The organism is Paraburkholderia flava (assembly GCF_004359985.1).
GTDB classification, from domain to species: Bacteria; Pseudomonadota; Gammaproteobacteria; order Burkholderiales; family Burkholderiaceae; genus Paraburkholderia; species Paraburkholderia flava.
In genome coordinates, this window is sequence record NZ_SMRO01000002.1 from 2,025,992 (window position 1) to 2,044,525 (window position 18,534).

Consider the following 18,534-nt stretch of genomic DNA (forward strand, 5'->3'; position numbering starts at 1 on the left):
GTGCACATACGCACTTCAACACTTCCGCATATCGCCGGTTCGCATCGCGCGGTCTAACAAACGTTCACACTATCTCGCTAGACCCTCGCCTACATTCTTCCTACAATCGAACGGCTTCAAACCGGCTTTGCGCTGTGCGCAAAGCCTATCGGGCCGCAGATTTCCCGAGTCTTTTCAACCTCGTTAGGAGAATGATCGATGGGTATTCTCAGCTTCATCAAGGAAGCCGGCGAAAAACTGCTCGGCGCTGCAGCAGCGCCCGCAGCAGCCGCAGCCGCGCCAGCCGATCTGGATGCGTTGAACAAGACCGCCGGCGACGCGATCGCCACATACATCCGCGCGCAAGGTCTCGACGCCGACAACCTGCAGGTCACCTACGACGGCTCGAGCCATACCGTGACCGTATCGGGTAACGCAGCGGATCAGGACACGAAGTCGAAGATCCTCGTGTCGGCCGGCAACGTGCAGAACGTCGACAAGGTGGACGACCAGCTGACCGTCACGAACGCCACGCCGGAACCGCAGTACTACACCGTCGTGTCGGGCGACAATCTGTGGAAGATCGCAGAAAAGTACTATGGCAGCGGCGCGAAGAACGACGTGATCTTTCAGGCCAACACACCGATGCTGAAGAGCCCGGACAAGATCTATCCGGGTCAGGTGCTGGTGATTCCGGCTGCGCAGTAACGTCCCGCTGTTGTTCATCCCGCGTGCGGTACGTGTCTAGGCCCACGTATCGCACGCGCGGCAAGTGCCCCGCTCCCGCGTCAATTCAAATCAATACGTATCGAACGCGTGTTGCAGCGCCGTCGCTCCGTTCGTGCCCATCGCGAGCGTGAGCATCAGCAGCACGCGTGCCTTGTACGGATTCAGCGAACCCGCTGCGACAAAGCCGAGCGTATCGTCGGATGCCGCGCCGTTGCGCATCACGTGGCCCGAGCCGACGTGCGATGCACGTAAGACCGCGACGCCACGCGCGACGGCATCGACGAGTGCCTGCTGCACGGTGCTGTGAATCGAACCGTTGCCAGTGCCCGCAATGACGATCCCGCGCACGCCCGCAGCGACCAGCGCATCGACCGGCACGCGCGACGCACCCGCATAGCTCGACACGATCTCGACCTGCGGCCAGTTCGCGCTCACCGCGCTCACCTGGAATTCGCTCGCGACCGTATGCGGCCGCAGCGCGCTACGCTGAAAATCGACGCGACCGTCCTGCACCCAGCCGAGCGCACCAATCTCCGGCGACTGAAACGCATCGATCGCATACGTGCTTGTCTTCACGACGTCGCGTGCGCAGTGAATCCGGTTGTTGAACGCAACGAGCACGCCCTGCCCGTGCGCCGCGCGACTCGCCGCGACCGTCACCGCGTTCAGCAGATTGAGCGGACCGTCGGCGGACAAAGCCGTGGATGGCCGCATCGCCGCCGCCAACACGACGGGCTTCGTGCTTTTCACGGTCAGGTGCAGCAGGTACGCGGTTTCTTCGAGCGTGTCGGTGCCGTGCGTGATGACGATGCCGTCGACCGCATCGGTGGCGAGCAGCGCGTTCACGCGTTGCACGAGCGTGCTCCACAGCGCGAGCGACATGTCCTTGCTGTCGATGCTCGCGACCTGCTCCGACTGGATCTGCGCGACCGATGACAACGACGGCACCGCGCCGAGCAATTGCCCGACGCAGACGACACCGGCCTGATAACCCGCGGTGCTGGTCGCATCCGCCGACGAACCGGCGATCGTGCCGCCCGTAGCCAGCACGGTAATACGCGGCAACGCGGATGCAGAGGAAGAGATAGAGGTATTCATGGCCGCGATTGTAAGCGAAGCGCGGCCACGTCCCTCAAGCGACTTCGCGCAGCTGCGCCGCGATTTCAGCTTCGGTCAGATGCGGTGCGAACATTTCGATCAGTCGGTACGCATACGCGCGCAGGAACGCGCCCTTGCGCAGACCGACGCGCGTCGTGCTCGCCTCGAACAGATGCTGCGTATCGAGCGCCACGAGTTCGCTGTCGCGCTTCGGATCGTAGGCCATCGCAGCCACCACGCCGATACCCATGCCGAGCTCGACGTAGGTCTTGATCACGTCGGCGTCGATCGCGGTCAGCACGACGTCGGGCAATGCGCCTGCTTTCGCGAACGCCTGATCGATGTGCGAGCGGCCGGTGAAGTCCTGATCGTAGGTGACGATCGGGTACTCGGCGATTTCTTCGAGCGACAGACTTTCCTTACCGACGAGCGGATGGTCCTTCGGCACGACCACCACGTGATGCCACGAATAGCACGGGAACGTGACGATGTCCGGATAACGGTCGAGCGCTTCGGTCGAAATGCCGATGTCCGCCTCGCCGTTAATGATCATCTGCGCGATCTGCTGCGGGCTGCCCTGACGCAGCGCGAGATGCACCTTCGGATAGATCTCGGTGAAACGGCGCACCACCTTCGGCAACGCGTAGCGCGCCTGCGTGTGCGTCGTCGCGACGACCAGATGGCCGCTGTCCTGATCCGCGTACTGCCGCGCGACGCGACGCAGATTCTCCGCGTCGAGCAGCATCCGCTCGATCAGCTGATGGACTGCCTTGCCCGGCTCGGTGAGTCCGGTCAGACGCTTGCCGCGTCGAATGAAGATGTCGACGCCGAGTTCGTCCTCGAGATCCTTGATCTGCTTCGAAACCCCCGACTGCGACGTGTACAGCACGTTCGCGACTTCGGTCAGGTTCATGTTCTGGCGCACGGCCTCGCGCACGAAGCGCAATTGCTGGAAGTTCATCTGTGTGTCTCCGGTTCGGCCAGAGTAGGAGGAGTTATCGGGTTAGCGCGTTTGCCTGTTCACATCAAGGCGCCGGGAATACGCGCAGCGCGCGCGGCACGGCAGTCACACCGTCGCCGATGCCGAGCTGCAGCTCGCGCCACGTCTCGCGATCGAGTTCCGCTTCGAGCACGTGGCCGGCCTGGCCTTCGAGCTCGACGCGCACCGATCCGCCCAGCGTCACCACGCGTCGCACGTCGACCACGATGCCGTCGCGATGGCCTGCGGCCTGTGGGTACAGCACGAGGTCGTGCGGTCGCACATACGCAAGCGCCGGTCCTTCGAACGTGGCTTCGGTCGCGATCGGCTTCGCTGCGCCGTCGACAACAAAACCGCCGCCCTGCCCGACGCTGCCCCGCAACCGGTTCGCCGCGCCGAGGAACTCGTAGACGAACGACGTCTGCGGATGATCGTACACGTCCTGCGGACTGCCTACCTGTTCGACGTGTCCATGGTTCAGCACGACGATGCGGTCCGCGACTTCGAGCGCCTCTTCCTGATCGTGCGTGACGAAGATCGTCGAGATATGCAGGTCGTCGTGCAGACGACGCAGCCAGCCGCGCAGTTCCTTGCGGACCTTCGCATCGAGCGCGCCGAACGGTTCGTCGAGCAGCAGCACTTTCGGTTCGACGGCGAGCGCACGGGCCAGCGCGATCCGCTGCCGCTGACCACCCGACAGTTCCGACGGATAGCGCTGCGCGAGCCAGTCGAGCTGCACGAGCTTCAGCAGTTCGTGCACCTTCTCGCGGATCACGGCTTCCGACGGACGCTCCTTGCGCGGCTTCACGCGAAGACCAAACGCGACGTTCTCGAACACCGTCATGTGACGGAACAGCGCGTAATGCTGGAACACGAAGCCGACCTGACGCTCGCGTGCGCCGACGGTCGCGACATCCTGCCCTTGCAACACGACCTGACCCGCGTCCGCGTATTCGAGCCCTGCGATCACGCGCAGCAGCGTGGTCTTGCCGCAGCCGGACGGTCCGAGCAACGCGACGAGTTCGCCCGGAGGAAAGTCGAGCGATACGTTGTCGAGCGCGACGAAATCGCCGAAGCGCTTTTGCAGATTACGAACGATGATGCCCATGACTTACCACTCCCCTTGAACCGTTTTCTGAACTGCCTGCTGCGAGGTTTTCGTTGCGGATGCGGACCGCGTGGCCGGACTCGCCGATGTTGAAGCCGACGCCAGCGCCGGTCCCGCATGTGCGGGCACAGCCCGCGAATCGGCGAATTCTGCCGACATATGCCGCTCGGCGAGCAGCTTCAGACCGAGCGTCACAAGCGCGAGCAACGCAAGCACCGAGGCCACCGCGAACGCCGCCGCGAAGTTGTATTCGTTGTAGAGAATCTCGACGTGCAGCGGCATCGTGTCGGTCTGTCCGCGAATGTGGCCGGACACCACCGATACCGCGCCGAACTCACCCATCGCGCGCGCATTGCACAGGATCACGCCGTACAGCAGCCCCCATTTCACGTTCGGCAGCGTCACGCGACGGAAGATCTGCCAGCCCGATGCGCCAAGCACATGCGCGGCCTCTTCCTCGTCGTTGCCCTGCGCCTGCATCAACGGAATCAGCTCGCGTGCGACGAACGGGAACGTGACGAAGATCGTCGCGAGCACGATGCCGGGCACCGCGAAAATGATCTGCACGTTGTGATCCTGCAGCCACGGACCGAACCAGCCCTGCGCGCCGAACAGCAGCACGTAGACGAGACCCGAGATCACCGGAGACACCGAGAACGGCAGATCAATCAGCGTCGTCAGCAGCGCCTTGCCGCGAAACTCGAACTTCGCGATCGCCCACGACGCCGCGAGACCGAACACGAGATTGAGCGGCACCGCGATCGCCGCGGTCAGCAGCGTGAGCTTGATTGCGGATACTGCATCCGGATCGGCGAGCGCTTCGAAATAGAAATCGACGCCCTTGCTGAACGCCTGGACGAACACGGAGACGAGCGGCACGACGAGAAACAGTGCGAGAAACAGCAGCGCGATGCCGGTCAACAGCCAGCGCACGACGCGCGATTCGGTGACGGGATCGGGACGGCGTACGACGTTGCCTTGTTGAAGCGTGGATTCGCCGCTCATTGCGCGCCCCCTGCGGTAACTGCTGTACCCGTGCTAGCAGCAGGATTCGACGGTGCCGTGCGGCCACGTCCAGTACGACGTTGCAGATACCACTGCAACGTATTGATCAGCAGCAGCATCACGAACGACACGACCAGCATCACGACGGCCAGCGCCGTTGCGCCGGCATAGTCGTACTGTTCGAGCTTCGTGATGATCAGCAGTGACGTGATCTCAGATTTCATCGGCACGTTGCCTGCGATGAAAATCACCGAGCCGTATTCGCCGAGCGCACGCGCGAACGCGAGCGCGAAGCCGGTCAGCAGCGCGGGGAAAACAGCCGGCAACACGACGCGCCGAAACGTCAGCCAACGCGACGCGCCGAGGCACGCGGCGGCCTCTTCCTGCTCGCGCTCGAATTCCTCGAGCACCGGCTGCACCGTGCGCACGACGAACGGCAAGCCGATGAACGTCAGCGCGACCAGCACACCGAGCGGCGTGAACGCGATCTTGATGCCGAGCGGCGCAAGAAACTGGCCGATCCAGCCGTTGCCCGCATACACGGCCGCGAGCGAGATGCCCGCGACGGACGTCGGCAGTGCGAACGGCAGATCCACCACTGCATCGACGATCCGCTTGCCCGGAAACGAGTAGCGCACCAGCACCCACGCGACCAGAAAACCGAACACCGCGTTGATCAACGCGCCGCCGAGTGCCGACGTGAACGTCAGCCGGTACGACGCGAGCACGCGCGGCGAACTGACTGCGCGCACGAACTGCGCCCAGTCGAGCGTCGCCGTCTTCAGGAAAGTCGCCGCAAGCGGAATCAGCACCACGAGGCTCAGATACGCCACCGTGATGCCGAGCGTCACGCCAAAACCGGGCAATGCGCTCGGTTTGCGGAAAGTAAACGTCGTCATGCCGATACTCTGTCAGGGTTGGGTGCCGCGGACCCGTCGGGGCCGGTGTTATACAGGTCGAATCGCGCGACCCATCTGGCCGAAAAGCGCGCCCGGGGGCGCGCTTGCCTGATGTCGTCGCGTGGGTCGCCGTGTATGTCGTCCGGCTCTCCGCGTTCCGCTTCTTTATGTACTGCGGTGTTGCGCCTGCCGTATTGCGTTACTGCGACTGGTAGATCGAATCGAATACGCCGCCGTCCGCAAAGTGCGTCTTCTGCGCATTCGTCCAGCCACCAAACGTGTCGTCGACCGTGTACAGCTTCAGCTTCGGAAACTTGTCGGTCAGCGACGCAGGAACCTTGTTCGAACGCGGCCGGTAGAAGTTCTTCGCGGCAATCTCCTGCCCTTCGTCGCTATACAGGAAGTTCAGATACGCCTCGGCGAGCTTGCGTGTGCCGTGTTTGTCGACCACCTTGTCGACGACCGCGACCGGCGGCTCGGCAAGAATGCTCACCGACGGCACGACAATCTCGAACTTGTCCGGACCGAACTCCTTCAGCGACAGGAACGCTTCGTTTTCCCACGCAATCAACACGTCGCCGATCCCGCGCTGAACGAAACTCGTCGTCGCACCGCGCGCGCCCGAGTCGAGCACGCCGGCGTTCTTGTACAGCTTCGACACGAACTCCTTCGCCTTCTGCTCGTTGCCGCCCGGTTGATGCAGCGCATACGCCCACGCGGCCAGGTAGTTCCAGCGCGCGCCGCCCGACGTCTTCGGGTTCGGCGTGACGATCGACACGCCCGGCTTCGTCAGATCGTCCCAATCCTTGATGTGCTTCGGGTTGCCCTTGCGCACGAGAAACACGATCGTCGACGTGTACGGCGATGCGTTGTCCGGCAAACGCTTCTGCCAGTTTTTATCGATGAGCCCCTTGTTCGCGAGCGCATCGATGTCGTAGGCGAGCGCGAGCGTGACGACGTCGGCCTGCAGGCCGTCGAGCACCGAGCGCGCCTGCGCACCCGAGCCGCCGTGCGACTGCTTGAACGTGATGGTCTCGCCGGTCTTCGCCTTCCACTCCTTGCCGAATGCCTGATTGATGTCCTGATAAAGCTCGCGCGTCGGGTCGTACGACACGTTCAGCAATGTCGTGTCGGCGGCATGAGCGTGCGGCACGAAGCCGATTGCCGCCGCGGCGCCGAGCGCCAGCGTCGCGATGAAATGCCTTGCCTTGTTTGTTGCCCGCTGTGTTGCCCTCTGCCCGAGCCCCGTAATCCGATAAGCCATCCGCTTTCTCCGTGGTGTGGTGTGTGCCGGTGCCGTTGTTCTGAGCGCGGTCTATGCCGTCCAGTGCGCCCGTCCAGCAGGTCGAAACCAGTCTATCGAAGGGCTTTCATCATTAAAAATAATGTTTGTTCATTTTTTAATACGTAAAAGTGGTAATGACGGCTGGGCGTGGCGTTGCGGCACGAAAACGGGTGTTCTGACAGCCGATTCCGACGCTCGAACAGCGGGCTGCGGCGACGAACTTAAAGTAACGCTTGATATGCGCCCGATACTGTATAAAAATACAGTCACCTGTCTATCCATACAGTGGCGCCATGACCAAACTCACCGCACGACAGCAAGAAGTTTTCGAACTCATCCGCCGCGCCATCGAGCGCACCGGCTTCCCGCCCACGCGGGCGGAAATCGCTGCGGAGCTCGGCTTCAGTTCGGCCAACTCCGCGGAAGAGCATCTGCGGGCGCTCGCGCGCAAGGGCGTCATCGAGCTGGCGGCGGGCGCGTCGCGCGGCATCCGCCTCGTGCCCGGACCGGGCGATCTGCCGCACCAGTTCACGCTGCCGCATAACAGCCTGATGCAACTGTCGCTGCCGCTGATCGGCCGTGTGGCAGCCGGTAGCCCGATCCTCGCGCAGGAACATATCTCGCAGCACTACGCGTGCGACCCGGCGCTCTTCTCGAGCAAGCCCGACTACCTGCTGAAAGTGCGCGGGCTGTCGATGCGCGACGCGGGCATCTTCGACGGTGACCTGCTCGCCGTGCAGAGAAAGAGCGAGGCGAAAGACGGCCAGATCATCATCGCGCGGCTTGGCGACGACGTCACGGTGAAGCGCCTGAAGCGCCGGCCGAACGGCATCGAGCTGATCGCCGAGAACCCCGATTACGAAAACATCTTTGTTGAAGCCGGGAGTGGCGACTTCGCGCTCGAAGGCATCGCGGTTGGGCTGATCCGGCCCACCGAATTCTGAACTGTCGCCTGGAGAGATTCATGGAACGCCTTGCCCGCCTGCTGCCTTTTCGCCAGTTCGGACGTCTGCGTCATTTGCGCGGCGTCGTCCCGTGCGCACCGCTCGAAGCAGCCGACACGTCGTCGCTGTTCGACAGCGAGCCGTCAGGCCAGTCCGCGTTGCCTTCTTCGCTGCCGGCCTTTGCTCGCGTGTCGCTGAATGCATCGCTGAACACCGAGCCGGCTCGACGTGCACCGGTTCGCGTCTATCACGGACCGAAGCGACTCATCATGGTGGGCACGGTCGACGCGGTATGCCGGATGATCGATCGTGCAATCGCAGAAGAAAACGCGGGCATGCAAGGCGCGTTGTTTGAGTAACGTTGTGCGTGGTCCAACGGGACAGTCATCACAATGAACGTGGATCGAGTGCCGGCTTCGGGATATTTTTTGTTGCCCGCACGGTCCACATCATGTTGAGCCTGTCGTCACAGGCTGCCCCGTCGTTTCACTGGAGAGCATTGCGCAATGGCTGGTTCCGTCCGCATGACCCGTCGCGCCGAGCGCGGAGGATTCCGCAAGTCGTCGATCATTGCGCTCGTCGTGATTGTGGTGATCGCGCTGATCGGATACGGCTACGCATCGCCTTATGTCGCTCTCGATCGTCTGAAGCGTGCGGCCGATGCGCGCGATGCGGCAACGGTCAATCAATACGTCGATTTCCCTGCATTGCGTGAGAGTCTCAAGCAGCAGGTCACCGCGCTGCTCGCGCGGCGTCTCGATGTCAAAAACAGTGGCAATCCGCTAGCGGCGCTCGGTGCGATGATCGGTGTCGCGTTGATTAGTCCGCTCGTCGATTCATATGCGACCCCGGACGGTGTCGCCGCATTGTTGAACGGTATTCCGCCGCGTGGCGAACCGGGCGAGCGTCCTCCCCCGCCTCCGTCAACTCCGCAACCAGCCGATGCCGCTCCGACACAACCGCCACAGCCACAGCCGCCTGTCGCGAAAGATGCGTCGTCACCGCCACAGCCTCCGCAAACCACGGCGGGTTATCGCAGCCTGAACGAATTCGTGATCACGTATCAGCACGGTGTCGGCGACACGCGCTACTCCGCGATCCTGCATCGGGAAGGGCTGTTTTCGTGGAAGCTGGCGGCCGTCGATCTGAACGGTCACTAGCCTCAGTCTCAGCTAGCAGCAGACTCAAGCCGCCGCGCGCTGCTCCTCCACCGACGAGCACGCCACCAGAATGCTGCACGACACGCGGTCGAGCAGTTGCGTATTACCCGCGCCCATCCACCATCGCGACAGGCCCGTGCGACAGCGATGCCCGACGACGACCAGATCGGCTTGCAGTTCGTTAGCGAGATTCGCGATTTCGTCGATCGGATGGCCGAACGCGAAATGCCCCTGCGCAGTTACACCGCGCTCGGTCAGCCAGTCGACGCCTTCCTGGAGAATGTCGCGCGCAGTCTTCTCGAAACTGCCGCACGCCACGTCGGTCAGCAAACCGGCGCTCTGCGCGATGCTGGACCGCATATCGACCACGGATAGCAAGTGCGTCTGGGCTTTCAGATCCAGCGCGAGATCAGCGCCGCAGCGCAATGCCTTGCGACCCTCTCGGGAGCCGTCGTAACACAACAGGATTTTCTGGTAGCTCGCCATGATGATCTCCGTCCGCGCCAATCGCGGGCTTCGATTCAATCATGGTGCGCCGCAATTCAGGTTGCAAGGGATGGAAAACGCCAGGTACGTCCGGCCCCGATATGGGGCGTGCGGCACTGCAAAAGCACGCGCAACGCACGCCCTCGGCCGCCCAACGAGCGCCGCGACCGATCCGTCGATGCCCTAGAATGGCAAGCCTTGCCGGCACCCGCAGCGTCATCTGATGCGTTGCGCCGGCGCATCGTTTCCGGAGTCTTCGTCATCCATGTCGGATACCGCCATCGAGTTTCACGAGGTTCGCAAGCATTACGGTGAGAAAACGGTCGTCGACGGCCTGTCGTTTCATGTGCGGACCGGCGAGTGCTTCGGTCTGCTCGGCCCGAACGGCGCCGGCAAGACGACCACGTTGCGGATGCTGCTCGGCATCGCAGCCCCCGATGCAGGGGCGATCCGCCTGTGCGGCGAACCGATTCCCGCACGCGCGCGATTCGCGCGGATGCGCATCGGCGTCGTGCCGCAGTTCGATAACCTCGACCCGGATTTCACGGTCAGCGAGAACCTGCTGGTGTTCGGCCGTTACTTCGGCCTGAGCGCCGCGCAGACGCGCGCGCTCGTGCCGTCGCTGCTCGAATTCGCGCGACTCGAGAGCAAGGCACACGCGCGCGTCAGCGAATTGTCTGGCGGGATGCGGCGACGTCTGACGCTGGCACGCGCGCTCGTCAACGATCCCGACGTGCTGATCATGGACGAGCCCACCACCGGTCTCGATCCGCAGGCGCGTCATCTGATCTGGGAGCGTCTGCGCTCGCTGCTCGTCCGCGGCAAGACGATCCTGCTGACCACGCACTTCATGGAAGAAGCCGAGCGACTCTGCAACAGGGTGTGCGTGATCGAGGAAGGACGCAAGATTGCCGAAGGCGCGCCGTCGGAACTGATCGCGTCGGAGATCGGCTGCGACGTGGTCGAGATTTACGGTCCGGACCCGATCGCGCTACGCGACGAACTCGCGCCACTCGCGGTGCGCACGGAGATCAGCGGCGAGACGCTGTTCTGCTATGTCGAGGACGCACAGCCCGTACATGCAAAACTCTCACAGCGTACCGATCTGCGTTACCTGCATCGCCCGGCGAATCTCGAAGACGTGTTCCTGCGTCTGACCGGCCGCGAGATGCAGGACTGATCGCCGGATTAAAGAGACAAGACGAGACGCGACACAACACACGGACGCAGACCACCTGAGTCCCATGGAGACAAATCCGCATCATGGACGCAAGCCGTTTCGATACACCCGCTCAAGATCAGGCACCGACCGCCGCACGCTTCGCCGCGCTGCCCGCGAACGCGGTGAACTGGGTCGCGGTGTGGCGCCGCAACTATCTGGTGTGGCGCAAGCTCGCGCTCGCATCGATGTTCGGCAATCTCGCCGATCCCATGATCTATCTGTTCGGACTCGGCTTCGGCCTGGGGCTGATGGTCGGGCACGTCGACGGCGTGTCGTACATCGCGTTCCTCGCGGCCGGCACGGTCGGGTCGAGCGTGATGATGTCGGCGAGCTTCGAGGCGACCTATTCGGGATTTTCGCGGATGCATGTGCAGCGCACGTGGGAAGCGATCATGCACACACCGCTCACGCTCGGCGACATCGTGCTCGGCGAAACGATCTGGGCGGGCTGCAAGGCCGTGTTGTCGGGTGCGGCGATCATGCTGGTCGCCGGTGCGCTCGGCTATGCGAGCTTCCCGTCGGTACTCCTTGCGTTGCCGGTCGTCGTGCTCGCGGGGCTCGCGTTCGCGAGCGTCGCGATGATCGTCACCGCGCTCGCGCCGTCCTACGATTTCTTCATGTTCTATCAGACGCTCGTGCTCACGCCGATGATGCTGCTGTCCGGCGTGTTCTTTCCGGTCACACAGCTACCGTCGATCGCGCAGCACATCACGCAGTTGCTGCCGCTAGCGCATGCGGTCGAACTGATCCGGGCCGCGATGCTCGGTCGGCCGGTCGAGCATGCGACGCTGCACGTCGCGGTGCTCGTGGCCTATGTGGTCGTGCCGTTCTGCGTGTCGGCGGTGCTGTTCAAGCGGCGGATGATGCGCTAACGGCGACGCATCGCGTAGCCGTCAGGCGTTGTGATCGGAATGGGGATCGCGATTCAGTCTTCGTCGTCGGTCCACGGAATATCGACATCAGAAATGAACGCGACCGTCGCGAACGGACCGCCTTCCTGGCGCCCGATCTTGCCGTCGGCGCGCTGCCATTCGACGCGAAACACCGTCGAAGGATCGTCGGCCATCAGCCGGATCGTGCGCAGTTCGTCCGGATCGGCTTCCTCGACCGTGCCGTCGAGCGATACCAGCAGTGCCTGCGGCCACAAGCCATCAGCCGGATCGTAGATGCGGTCGCCGTCGTGAATCAGCGTGAACGCTTCGACGCCGATCGTCGCCGATGCCTCGACGATCATCTTGCCCAGCGCGCGCAGTAATGCGGTAGCCCGCGCCGAGTTCGCCTGGCGGATCGCAAGATCGCCGCGCGTCAGCGCCTGTTCGAGTTTCGGATTGGTTTTTTGTTGGGCCATTCGATGTCCTGAGTCCGATAACGTAATAGCGGCGGCACGCCGGCGTCATTCGCCGGTCGCGCGCAAAGGCGCCGCGCGACACGCGTAAAAATACGCATCGCGACTGAATCGTACCATTGCAACAGGGGCCGGCTCACTAGCTGTTGGGCTCGAGCCGCACATGTCGCGCCGGATAGCCTTACCCAGTTTAGGTCGCGATTGGCAATCCGCGCAGGGAGATTTACCCGTGACGTGCGTGGACGGCAACAGAGTCGACTGAGGAAGAATAAGCGCCGCCCCCGCAGGTGGGGCACGGCCGAGCCGTGTAGAAACGGCGCGGGTCCCGAAACACCGGTCGCATACGGACCAGCATTTCGGGACCCACAAGGACTACGAGCACTACGCGTACTACACGCTCAAGGCGCGGGATTCGGCTGCAGTTCGTGCAGCGCGTCGATCTCGGCGAGAACTTCGGGCGACAGCTTCACGTCGACGCTCCCGATGTTTTCCTTCAGTTGCTCGAGCGACGTCGCGCCGATCAGATTGCTCGTGACGAACGGCCGGCCATTGACGAACGCGAGCGCGAACTGCGCGGGCGACAGACCATGCCGCTTCGCGAGTTCGACGTAACGGCTCGTCGTCTGCACGGTATGCGGCTTGCTGTAACGCGCGAACCGTTCGAACAGCGTGATGCGTGCGCCTGCCGGCCGCGCGCCGCCTTCATACTTGCCCGACAGCCAGCCGAACGCGAGCGGCGAATACGCGAGCAGCCCGACGTGTTCGCGATGCGTGAATTCCGACAGACCGCTTTCGAACGTGCGGTTCAGCAGGCTGTACGGATTCTGGATCGATACGATGCGCGGCAGACCGACCTTCTCGGCCGCCCGCAGAAACTGCGCGACACCCCACGGCGTTTCGTTCGACACGCCGATATGCCGCACCTTCCCTTCCTTCACGAAGTCCGCGAGCACCGACAGCGTTTCTTCGATCGGCACCGTGTACGCGTCTTCGAGCCACGGATAAACGTTGCGACCGAACGTCATCGTGCTGCGGTCCGGCCAGTGCAGCTGGTACAGGTCGACGTAATCGGTCTGCAGGCGCTCGAGACTGCCGTTCAGCGCCTCGGTCAGATTCTTGCGGTCGAACTGGTTGCCCTCGCCGCGGATATGCCGCGGATTGTGCGGCTGACGCGCGGGACCTGCGATCTTCGTCGCGAGCACGATCCGGTCGCGCGCGCTGCGATGCTGCGCGATCCACGTGCCGATGTAGCGCTCGGTCAGGCCCTGCGTTTCGGCGCGCGGCGGCACCGGGTACATTTCGGCGGCATCGATCAGCGTGACGCCCTGGTCGAGTGCGTAATCGATCTGCGCGTGCGCGTCCTGCTCTGTGTTCTGCTCGCCCCACGTCATGGTGCCGAGTCCGATCAGGCTGACCTGCACGTCCGTATCGCCAAGTCTGCGGTATTCCATCGAACGGTTCCTGTTGGTTGAATAAGCGCGAATATGCGGAAAGCGTCGAAGTTACCATGACAGCACGGCGTCTGCAGCGCCGCTAGAATGTGAAGCTTTCCGTCAGCCAGTCTTGCCTTTGGGAGTGTCGTGCCGATGTCAGAATCGCCGTCCGTTGCCGCGCCCCCCGCCGGCTCGTCGCTGATCGTCACGCTCGTCGCCGCCGCGTTCTTCATGGAGAACCTCGACAGCACGATCATCGCGACCGCGCTACCGCAGATGGCGCGCTCGTTCGGCGTACATCCGGTCGACCTCAGCATCGGCATCACGTCCTACCTGCTGACGCTCGCCGTGTTCATCCCGATCAGCGGCTGGATCGCCGACCGCTTCGGCGTGCGCACCGTGTTCACGGCGGCGATCGCGGTTTTCACGGGCGCGTCGATGCTCTGCGGGATCACCGACGGACTCGTCGCGTTCACCGCCACGCGCGTGCTGCAGGGGATCGGCGGCGCGATGATGGTGCCGGTCGGCCGGCTCGCCGTGCTGCGCGCCACACCGAAAGACGATCTGATGCGCGCGATCTCGATCATCACGTGGCCCGGACTCGTCGCGCCGGTGATCGGACCGCCGCTCGGCGGATTGATCACGACGCACGCGTCGTGGCGCTGGATCTTTTATCTGAACGTGCCGCTCGGGCTGATCGGTCTCGTGCTCGCGTGGCGCTTTCTCGACAACGCCAAAGAACCCGAACGGCGACCGTTCGACGGCATCGGCTTTGCGCTGTGCGGTATCGCCGGCACCGCGATCATGTACGCGATGGAGCTGACCGGCCGCGCCGACGCACCGTGGCGGCAGGCGCTCGCGTTCCTCGTGGTCGGCTGCGCGGCCGGCGCGGCTGCGCTGTTTCACCTGCGCCGCACGGCGCATCCGGTCATCGATCTGTCTGCGTTTCGTGTGAAAACGTTCGCGGTCGCGAACGGTGGTGGGCTGCTGTTTCGCGTGTCGATCAGCGCGGTGCCGTTCCTGTTGCCACTGATGTTCCAGGTCGGCTTCGGGATGGACGCGTTTCGCTCCGGGCTGCTGACGCTCGCCGTGTTCGCCGGCAATCTCGCGATGAAGCTCGTCACGACTCCGGTGATGCGGCGCTTCGGCTTCCGTCCGGTGCTGGTCGTCAACGGTGCATTCGCGGCGATCTCGCTCGCGGCCATGAGCCTGCTGACGCCGACCACGCCGTACGTGTGGATCGTCGCGGTGCTGTTCGTCAGCGGCCTTGCGCGCTCGCTGCAGTTCACCGCGATCAACACGCTGAGTTTCGCCGATGTCCCGAAGCCGCAGATGAGCGGCGCGTCGACGTTATCGAGCACGCTCACGCAGATGACGATGGGCATGGGCGTCGCAGCCGGTGCGATCGCGCTGCGCATCGCTGCGTGGCTGCACGGACATCCGGCGCAGTCCGTGACGCCCGCCGATTTCAGCGTCGCGTTCCTGCTGGTCGCCGTGCTGGGCGTCGTCGCGATCTTCGACGTGTTCTCGCTCGATCGCGACGCCGGCGCGCACGTAAGCGGACGCGCGCGACGCAACGCATAAGGTTGGCAAGCCATGAATCCCGAACATCTCGAACGACTCGTCACGTACGTGATGCCCTACGGCAAATACAAGGGACGCGTGCTCGCGGATCTGCCTGGGCATTATCTAAACTGGTTTGCGAAAGAAGGTTTTCCGTCGGGCGAACTCGGGCGACTGCTCGCGCTGATGCAGGAGATCGATCACAACGGACTGAAGGGCCTGCTCGATCCGTTGCGCAAGCGCTGACGTTCTCCGCGCTTCATGCGTGACGTCTGCGACGCACACGACGTGCGCCTCATGCACGCACGTCGCCCGCACACGAACATCACCAGACGATCCGCACACCTGCGCTGGTGTCGCCATGTACGCCGAGCCGCACATGGTCGGCTTCGAGGTCGGTGCGTCGCACGACGAAGCTCGCACCGCTCGCAAGCCTCTTCGGATTGGGAATCCCGGACGCGCCGGTCAGCGCGCTGCTCCACTGCGGATTCGTCGCGGTGCCGCGGTTGTAGTCCACATGCACGTCGACGTTACCCGGGCCGAGATTCGTGAACGTCACCGGCGAATGCTGACCGAAGTCGAACGCGACCGTCGTTTCTACATTGATGTCTTGTTGCGGCATGCTGATCTCCTTGAGAAACGGTCGTCGGGTGCGCGGGATATCCGCGTGCGTTCGACGTCCGATGTCTTGAAGGATGCATGCGGGTATGGGTGTCCGGGAATGCGTCGTTCGTTATGGGACGAATGGCTGGGCTGCGTGTCTCAGCGATGCAGACACGACGACACATCACGCAATGTTCAAGCGCGCTGAGAAAACTTTTGACGTAGGGATTTGCTGCAGAAGAGAAACGATGGGGTGGCTGATGGGACTCGAACCCACGACGACAGGAATCACAATCCTGGACTCTACCAACTGAGCTACAGCCACCACTGAAACATCTCTTTGGCTCACCAAGAACTGGCTTGCCGATCAAGAAGCGAGATTATACAAACATGACCCGCGTTTGCCTAGCCCTTTATTCAATCATCTCGGCCGACTCGCGCAGATACTGCCGCGCCTCGTCGAAGATCGACAGATCGGCGGCGGCAAGCTTCTTGTTGTCGGACAGCACGCGTCGCCAGCCACGCGCACCCGCGACGCCGCGATAAAGACCCAGCGCATGCCGCGTGATCGAGCTGAGCTGCGTGCCGCGCGCGAGTTCGGCTGCGCAGTAGTCGATCAGTTTCGCTTCGGCTTCTTCGCGGGTCAGTGCGCGATCCGCTGCGCCGTAGAAGCGCGCGTCCACGTCCGCGAGCACGAACGGGTTGTGATACGCCTCGCGTCCGAGCATCACGCCGTCGACGTGCCGCAGATGCTCGTCCACTTCATCGAGCGTCTTCACGCCGCCGTTGAGGATGATCTCGAGCTGCGGAAAATCGCGCTTCAGCTGGTACGCGTAGTCGTATTTGAGCGGCGGAATCTCGCGGTTCTCTTTCGGACTCAGTCCTTTGAGAATCGCGTTGCGCGCATGCACGATGAAGACCGTGCAGCCCGCGTCGGCGATCGTGCCGACGAAGTCGCGCACGAAGCCGTATTCCTCTACTGCATCGACGCCGATCCGGTGTTTGACCGTGACCGGCACCGAGACCACGTCGCGCATCGCCTTCACGCAATCGGCGACGAGCAGCGGTTCGTTCATCAGGCATGCGCCGAACGCACCGCGCTGCACGCGCTCCGACGGGCAGCCGCAATTCAGGTTGATCTCGTCGTAGCCCCACTGCTCACCGAGTTTCGCCGAACGCGCGAGATCGTCCGGTTCGCTGCCGCCGAGCTGCAACGCGACTGGCGCTTCGTCCGCGGTAAAGGCGAGATGCCGCGCGACGTCGCCATGGATCAGCGCGCCGGTCGTCACCATTTCCGTGTAAAGCCACGTATGGCGCGACAACGCGCGATGAAACGAGCGGCAGTGACGATCGGTCCAGTCCATCATCGGCGCAACGCTGACGCGGCGGGGGCTGGGACTGGAAGACGGGGCGTGGGACATGGAGACGGCTGGGGCGGCGCAGGCCGCATGGATCAAACCGCGATTTTACCGCAACCCGCCCAACCGGCCACCGGCGGCCTCGTCAGCGACCCTGCCGGGCCGCAAAGCCCCGCCGGACAGGCCTCAAAGCATTATTCCGATTTTGAGAAAAGTAATTTCGGATTATCGGCATAGATTTTTGATAGTAAGGGAATACACTAGCTCCATCGACGTTGCAACCAGAACCCAATCCTGCCGCAACGTCTTTCTGAACGAACCGAATGGAGTTACATCATGAAGACCAAGCTTATCGCTGCAGCACTGATCGCCGCTTCCGCCGCCATCGCGGCTCCTGCTTTCGCCAGCGGCTACGGCCCGGCACCGTTCTACCGTCCGGCGGTGGGCGCTCCGGCTTCGCAACAAGGCCAGAACTCGCAAACGCTCGCCGCTGAAGCGCGTCAAGCCGCTTCGAACACGGCAACGTCGTACGGTGGCGTGAGCGACACGTCGTCGCAAGCCGGTACCCGTGCAGCCGCAACGGGCCCGGGCTCGGTGTTCTTCGGTCATTAATCGATGATCGTACGGCGGGTCGAAGCAGACCTACCGTAAAAGCAGCAAGCAGTAAAAAGCCGGAGGTTCATCAAGAACCTCCGGCTTTGTCGTTTCTGGAACGTGACGAGAACCTGCCTTCCGTCGAATTTTTGGCGGCGCGCGCAGTCTATCCGTGACAGACGGCCCGATACGGCCGTACAGGAGGACCGGATGAAACTGCACAGACCCAGTCGCATCAACCCACGTCGCATCGTCGCCACCGCCACCGCACTCGCGTCGATCCTGATGATTGCCGGCAGCGGCAGCGCGTTCGCACAATCGGCCAACGTGCCGGACGGCGCCTCGATGGCGAAGCCTCCTCAGGCAACCGTCGACGGCGCGACTCCGCACAACCCCGACAACATGCCGATCGAGCGGCCGCGCAAGCCCACCAACGAGAAGATGATGCGCACGCCGCCCGCCAGCGCCGCCAACGCGAAGTAACACCAGCGGCGCGGACGCTCGCTGAAATCAGAGCCGCGCGATCGACACTTCCGTCGACTTCACGAGCGCGACGACTTCCGCGCCGACCTTGAGTTCGAGCTCGTCGATCGAGCGCGTCGTGATCACCGACGTGACGACGCCGAACGGCGTATCGACATCGACTTCCGAGACCACCGGGCCGCGGATGATCTCCTTGACCTTACCCCTGAACTGATTGCGTACGTTGATTGCGGAAATGCTCATAGCGAGTGGCTCCAGTGG

The 18,534-nt window shown here is 63.2% G+C and carries 22 protein-coding genes and 1 tRNA gene; 10 read left to right on the plus strand and 13 right to left on the minus strand.

Annotated features, from left to right (window positions below):
• Positions 1–198 precede the first annotated feature (198 nt).
• Entirely contained in the window at positions 199–687 is a 489-nt protein-coding gene (lysM, locus tag E1748_RS20505) for a peptidoglycan-binding protein LysM (protein ID WP_133648979.1), read from the plus strand.
• A gap of 90 nt (positions 688–777) precedes the next feature.
• On the opposite strand, the gene E1748_RS20510 is transcribed toward lysM, so the two are convergent.
• The 6 genes from E1748_RS20510 to E1748_RS20535 form a co-directional block, all read right to left on the minus strand.
• A complete protein-coding gene (locus E1748_RS20510; RefSeq protein ID WP_133648980.1) occupies positions 778–1,806 on the minus strand; it encodes a type II asparaginase in 1,029 nt (342 codons plus the stop codon).
• Between the two features lie 34 nt (positions 1,807–1,840).
• Complete coding sequence (locus E1748_RS20515) at positions 1,841–2,767, minus strand: CysB family HTH-type transcriptional regulator (RefSeq protein WP_133648981.1); 927 nt, start codon at positions 2,765–2,767, stop codon at positions 1,841–1,843.
• Between the two features lie 64 nt (positions 2,768–2,831).
• Positions 2,832–3,893 carry a sulfate/molybdate ABC transporter ATP-binding protein gene (locus tag E1748_RS20520; RefSeq protein WP_133648982.1) on the minus strand — a complete coding sequence of 354 codons (1,062 nt, stop codon included), beginning with the start codon at positions 3,891–3,893 and terminating at the stop codon, positions 2,832–2,834.
• Between the two features lie 3 nt (positions 3,894–3,896).
• Entirely contained in the window at positions 3,897–4,898 is a 1,002-nt protein-coding gene (cysW, locus tag E1748_RS20525) for a sulfate ABC transporter permease subunit CysW (RefSeq protein ID WP_133648983.1), read from the minus strand.
• Positions 4,895–5,797: a sulfate ABC transporter permease subunit CysT gene (gene cysT, locus E1748_RS20530; protein WP_133648984.1), complete on the minus strand. Its 903-nt coding sequence runs from the start codon at positions 5,795–5,797 to the stop codon at positions 4,895–4,897. The genes cysW and cysT overlap by 4 nt, the downstream gene beginning before the upstream one ends.
• A 199-nt stretch (positions 5,798–5,996) precedes the next feature.
• Positions 5,997–7,061 carry a sulfate ABC transporter substrate-binding protein gene (locus E1748_RS20535; RefSeq protein WP_240766695.1) on the minus strand — a complete coding sequence of 355 codons (1,065 nt, stop codon included), beginning with the start codon at positions 7,059–7,061 and terminating at the stop codon, positions 5,997–5,999.
• A gap of 314 nt (positions 7,062–7,375) precedes the next feature.
• On the opposite strand from E1748_RS20535, the gene lexA reads away from it, so the two are divergent.
• The 3 genes from lexA (at position 7,376) to E1748_RS20550 (ending at position 9,186) form a co-directional block, all read left to right on the plus strand.
• On the plus strand, positions 7,376–8,026 hold the full coding sequence (gene lexA / locus E1748_RS20540; protein WP_133648985.1) for a transcriptional repressor LexA: 651 nt from the start codon (positions 7,376–7,378) through the stop codon (positions 8,024–8,026).
• Between the two features lie 20 nt (positions 8,027–8,046).
• On the plus strand, positions 8,047–8,385 hold the full coding sequence (locus tag E1748_RS20545; RefSeq protein ID WP_133648986.1) for a hypothetical protein: 339 nt from the start codon (positions 8,047–8,049) through the stop codon (positions 8,383–8,385).
• 165 nt (positions 8,386–8,550) lie between these two features.
• The gene (locus tag E1748_RS20550; RefSeq protein WP_420819346.1) at positions 8,551–9,186 is read left to right on the plus strand and encodes a DUF2939 domain-containing protein; all 636 of its coding nucleotides are present in this window, start codon (positions 8,551–8,553) and stop codon (positions 9,184–9,186) included.
• A 24-nt stretch (positions 9,187–9,210) separates the two neighbouring features.
• On the opposite strand, the gene E1748_RS20555 is transcribed toward E1748_RS20550, so the two are convergent.
• The gene (locus E1748_RS20555; RefSeq protein ID WP_133648988.1) at positions 9,211–9,672 is read right to left on the minus strand and encodes a universal stress protein; all 462 of its coding nucleotides are present in this window, start codon (positions 9,670–9,672) and stop codon (positions 9,211–9,213) included.
• A gap of 265 nt (positions 9,673–9,937) precedes the next feature.
• Between E1748_RS20555 and nodI the strand changes: the two genes are divergently transcribed.
• Both nodI and E1748_RS20565 read left to right on the plus strand, forming a co-directional pair.
• Positions 9,938–10,852, plus strand: a complete 915-nt coding sequence (nodI, locus tag E1748_RS20560) for a nodulation factor ABC transporter ATP-binding protein NodI (protein ID WP_133648989.1) — start codon at positions 9,938–9,940, stop codon at positions 10,850–10,852.
• An 83-nt stretch (positions 10,853–10,935) separates the two neighbouring features.
• A complete protein-coding gene (locus E1748_RS20565; RefSeq protein WP_133648990.1) occupies positions 10,936–11,766 on the plus strand; it encodes an ABC transporter permease in 831 nt (276 codons plus the stop codon).
• Between the two features lie 53 nt (positions 11,767–11,819).
• Here the strand turns inward: E1748_RS20565 and E1748_RS20570 are convergent, their stop codons facing one another.
• Positions 11,820–12,242 carry a hypothetical protein gene (locus tag E1748_RS20570; protein WP_133648991.1) on the minus strand — a complete coding sequence of 141 codons (423 nt, stop codon included), beginning with the start codon at positions 12,240–12,242 and terminating at the stop codon, positions 11,820–11,822.
• Positions 12,243–12,637: 395 nt separating this feature from the next.
• Positions 12,638–13,690, minus strand: coding sequence for an NADP(H)-dependent aldo-keto reductase (locus tag E1748_RS20575; protein ID WP_133648992.1), 1,053 nt, complete (start codon positions 13,688–13,690; stop codon positions 12,638–12,640).
• A gap of 135 nt (positions 13,691–13,825) precedes the next feature.
• On the opposite strand from E1748_RS20575, the gene E1748_RS20580 reads away from it, so the two are divergent.
• On the plus strand, positions 13,826–15,256 hold the full coding sequence (locus tag E1748_RS20580; RefSeq protein ID WP_133648993.1) for a DHA2 family efflux MFS transporter permease subunit: 1,431 nt from the start codon (positions 13,826–13,828) through the stop codon (positions 15,254–15,256).
• Positions 15,257–15,268: 12 nt separating this feature from the next.
• Positions 15,269–15,481: a DUF3820 family protein gene (locus E1748_RS20585; RefSeq protein ID WP_133648994.1), complete on the plus strand. Its 213-nt coding sequence runs from the start codon at positions 15,269–15,271 to the stop codon at positions 15,479–15,481.
• Positions 15,482–15,560: 79 nt separating this feature from the next.
• On the opposite strand, the gene E1748_RS20590 is transcribed toward E1748_RS20585, so the two are convergent.
• From E1748_RS20590 to dusA, 3 genes are all read right to left on the minus strand, one after another.
• The gene (locus E1748_RS20590) at positions 15,561–15,857 is read right to left on the minus strand and encodes a hypothetical protein (RefSeq protein ID WP_133648995.1); all 297 of its coding nucleotides are present in this window, start codon (positions 15,855–15,857) and stop codon (positions 15,561–15,563) included.
• 230 nt (positions 15,858–16,087) lie between these two features.
• A tRNA-His gene (locus tag E1748_RS20595) sits at positions 16,088–16,163 on the minus strand.
• Positions 16,164–16,251: 88 nt separating this feature from the next.
• Positions 16,252–17,259: a tRNA dihydrouridine(20/20a) synthase DusA gene (dusA, locus tag E1748_RS20600; protein WP_133648996.1), complete on the minus strand. Its 1,008-nt coding sequence runs from the start codon at positions 17,257–17,259 to the stop codon at positions 16,252–16,254.
• Positions 17,260–17,532: 273 nt separating this feature from the next.
• On the opposite strand from dusA, the gene E1748_RS20605 reads away from it, so the two are divergent.
• Both E1748_RS20605 and E1748_RS20610 read left to right on the plus strand, forming a co-directional pair.
• Entirely contained in the window at positions 17,533–17,808 is a 276-nt protein-coding gene (locus E1748_RS20605; RefSeq protein WP_133648997.1) for a hypothetical protein, read from the plus strand.
• Positions 17,809–18,000: 192 nt separating this feature from the next.
• Positions 18,001–18,273, plus strand: coding sequence for a hypothetical protein (locus E1748_RS20610; protein WP_133648998.1), 273 nt, complete (start codon positions 18,001–18,003; stop codon positions 18,271–18,273).
• 27 nt (positions 18,274–18,300) lie between these two features.
• Here the strand turns inward: E1748_RS20610 and E1748_RS20615 are convergent, their stop codons facing one another.
• Complete coding sequence (locus tag E1748_RS20615; protein WP_133648999.1) at positions 18,301–18,516, minus strand: TOBE domain-containing protein; 216 nt, start codon at positions 18,514–18,516, stop codon at positions 18,301–18,303.
• Between the last annotated feature and the right edge of the window lie 18 nt (positions 18,517–18,534).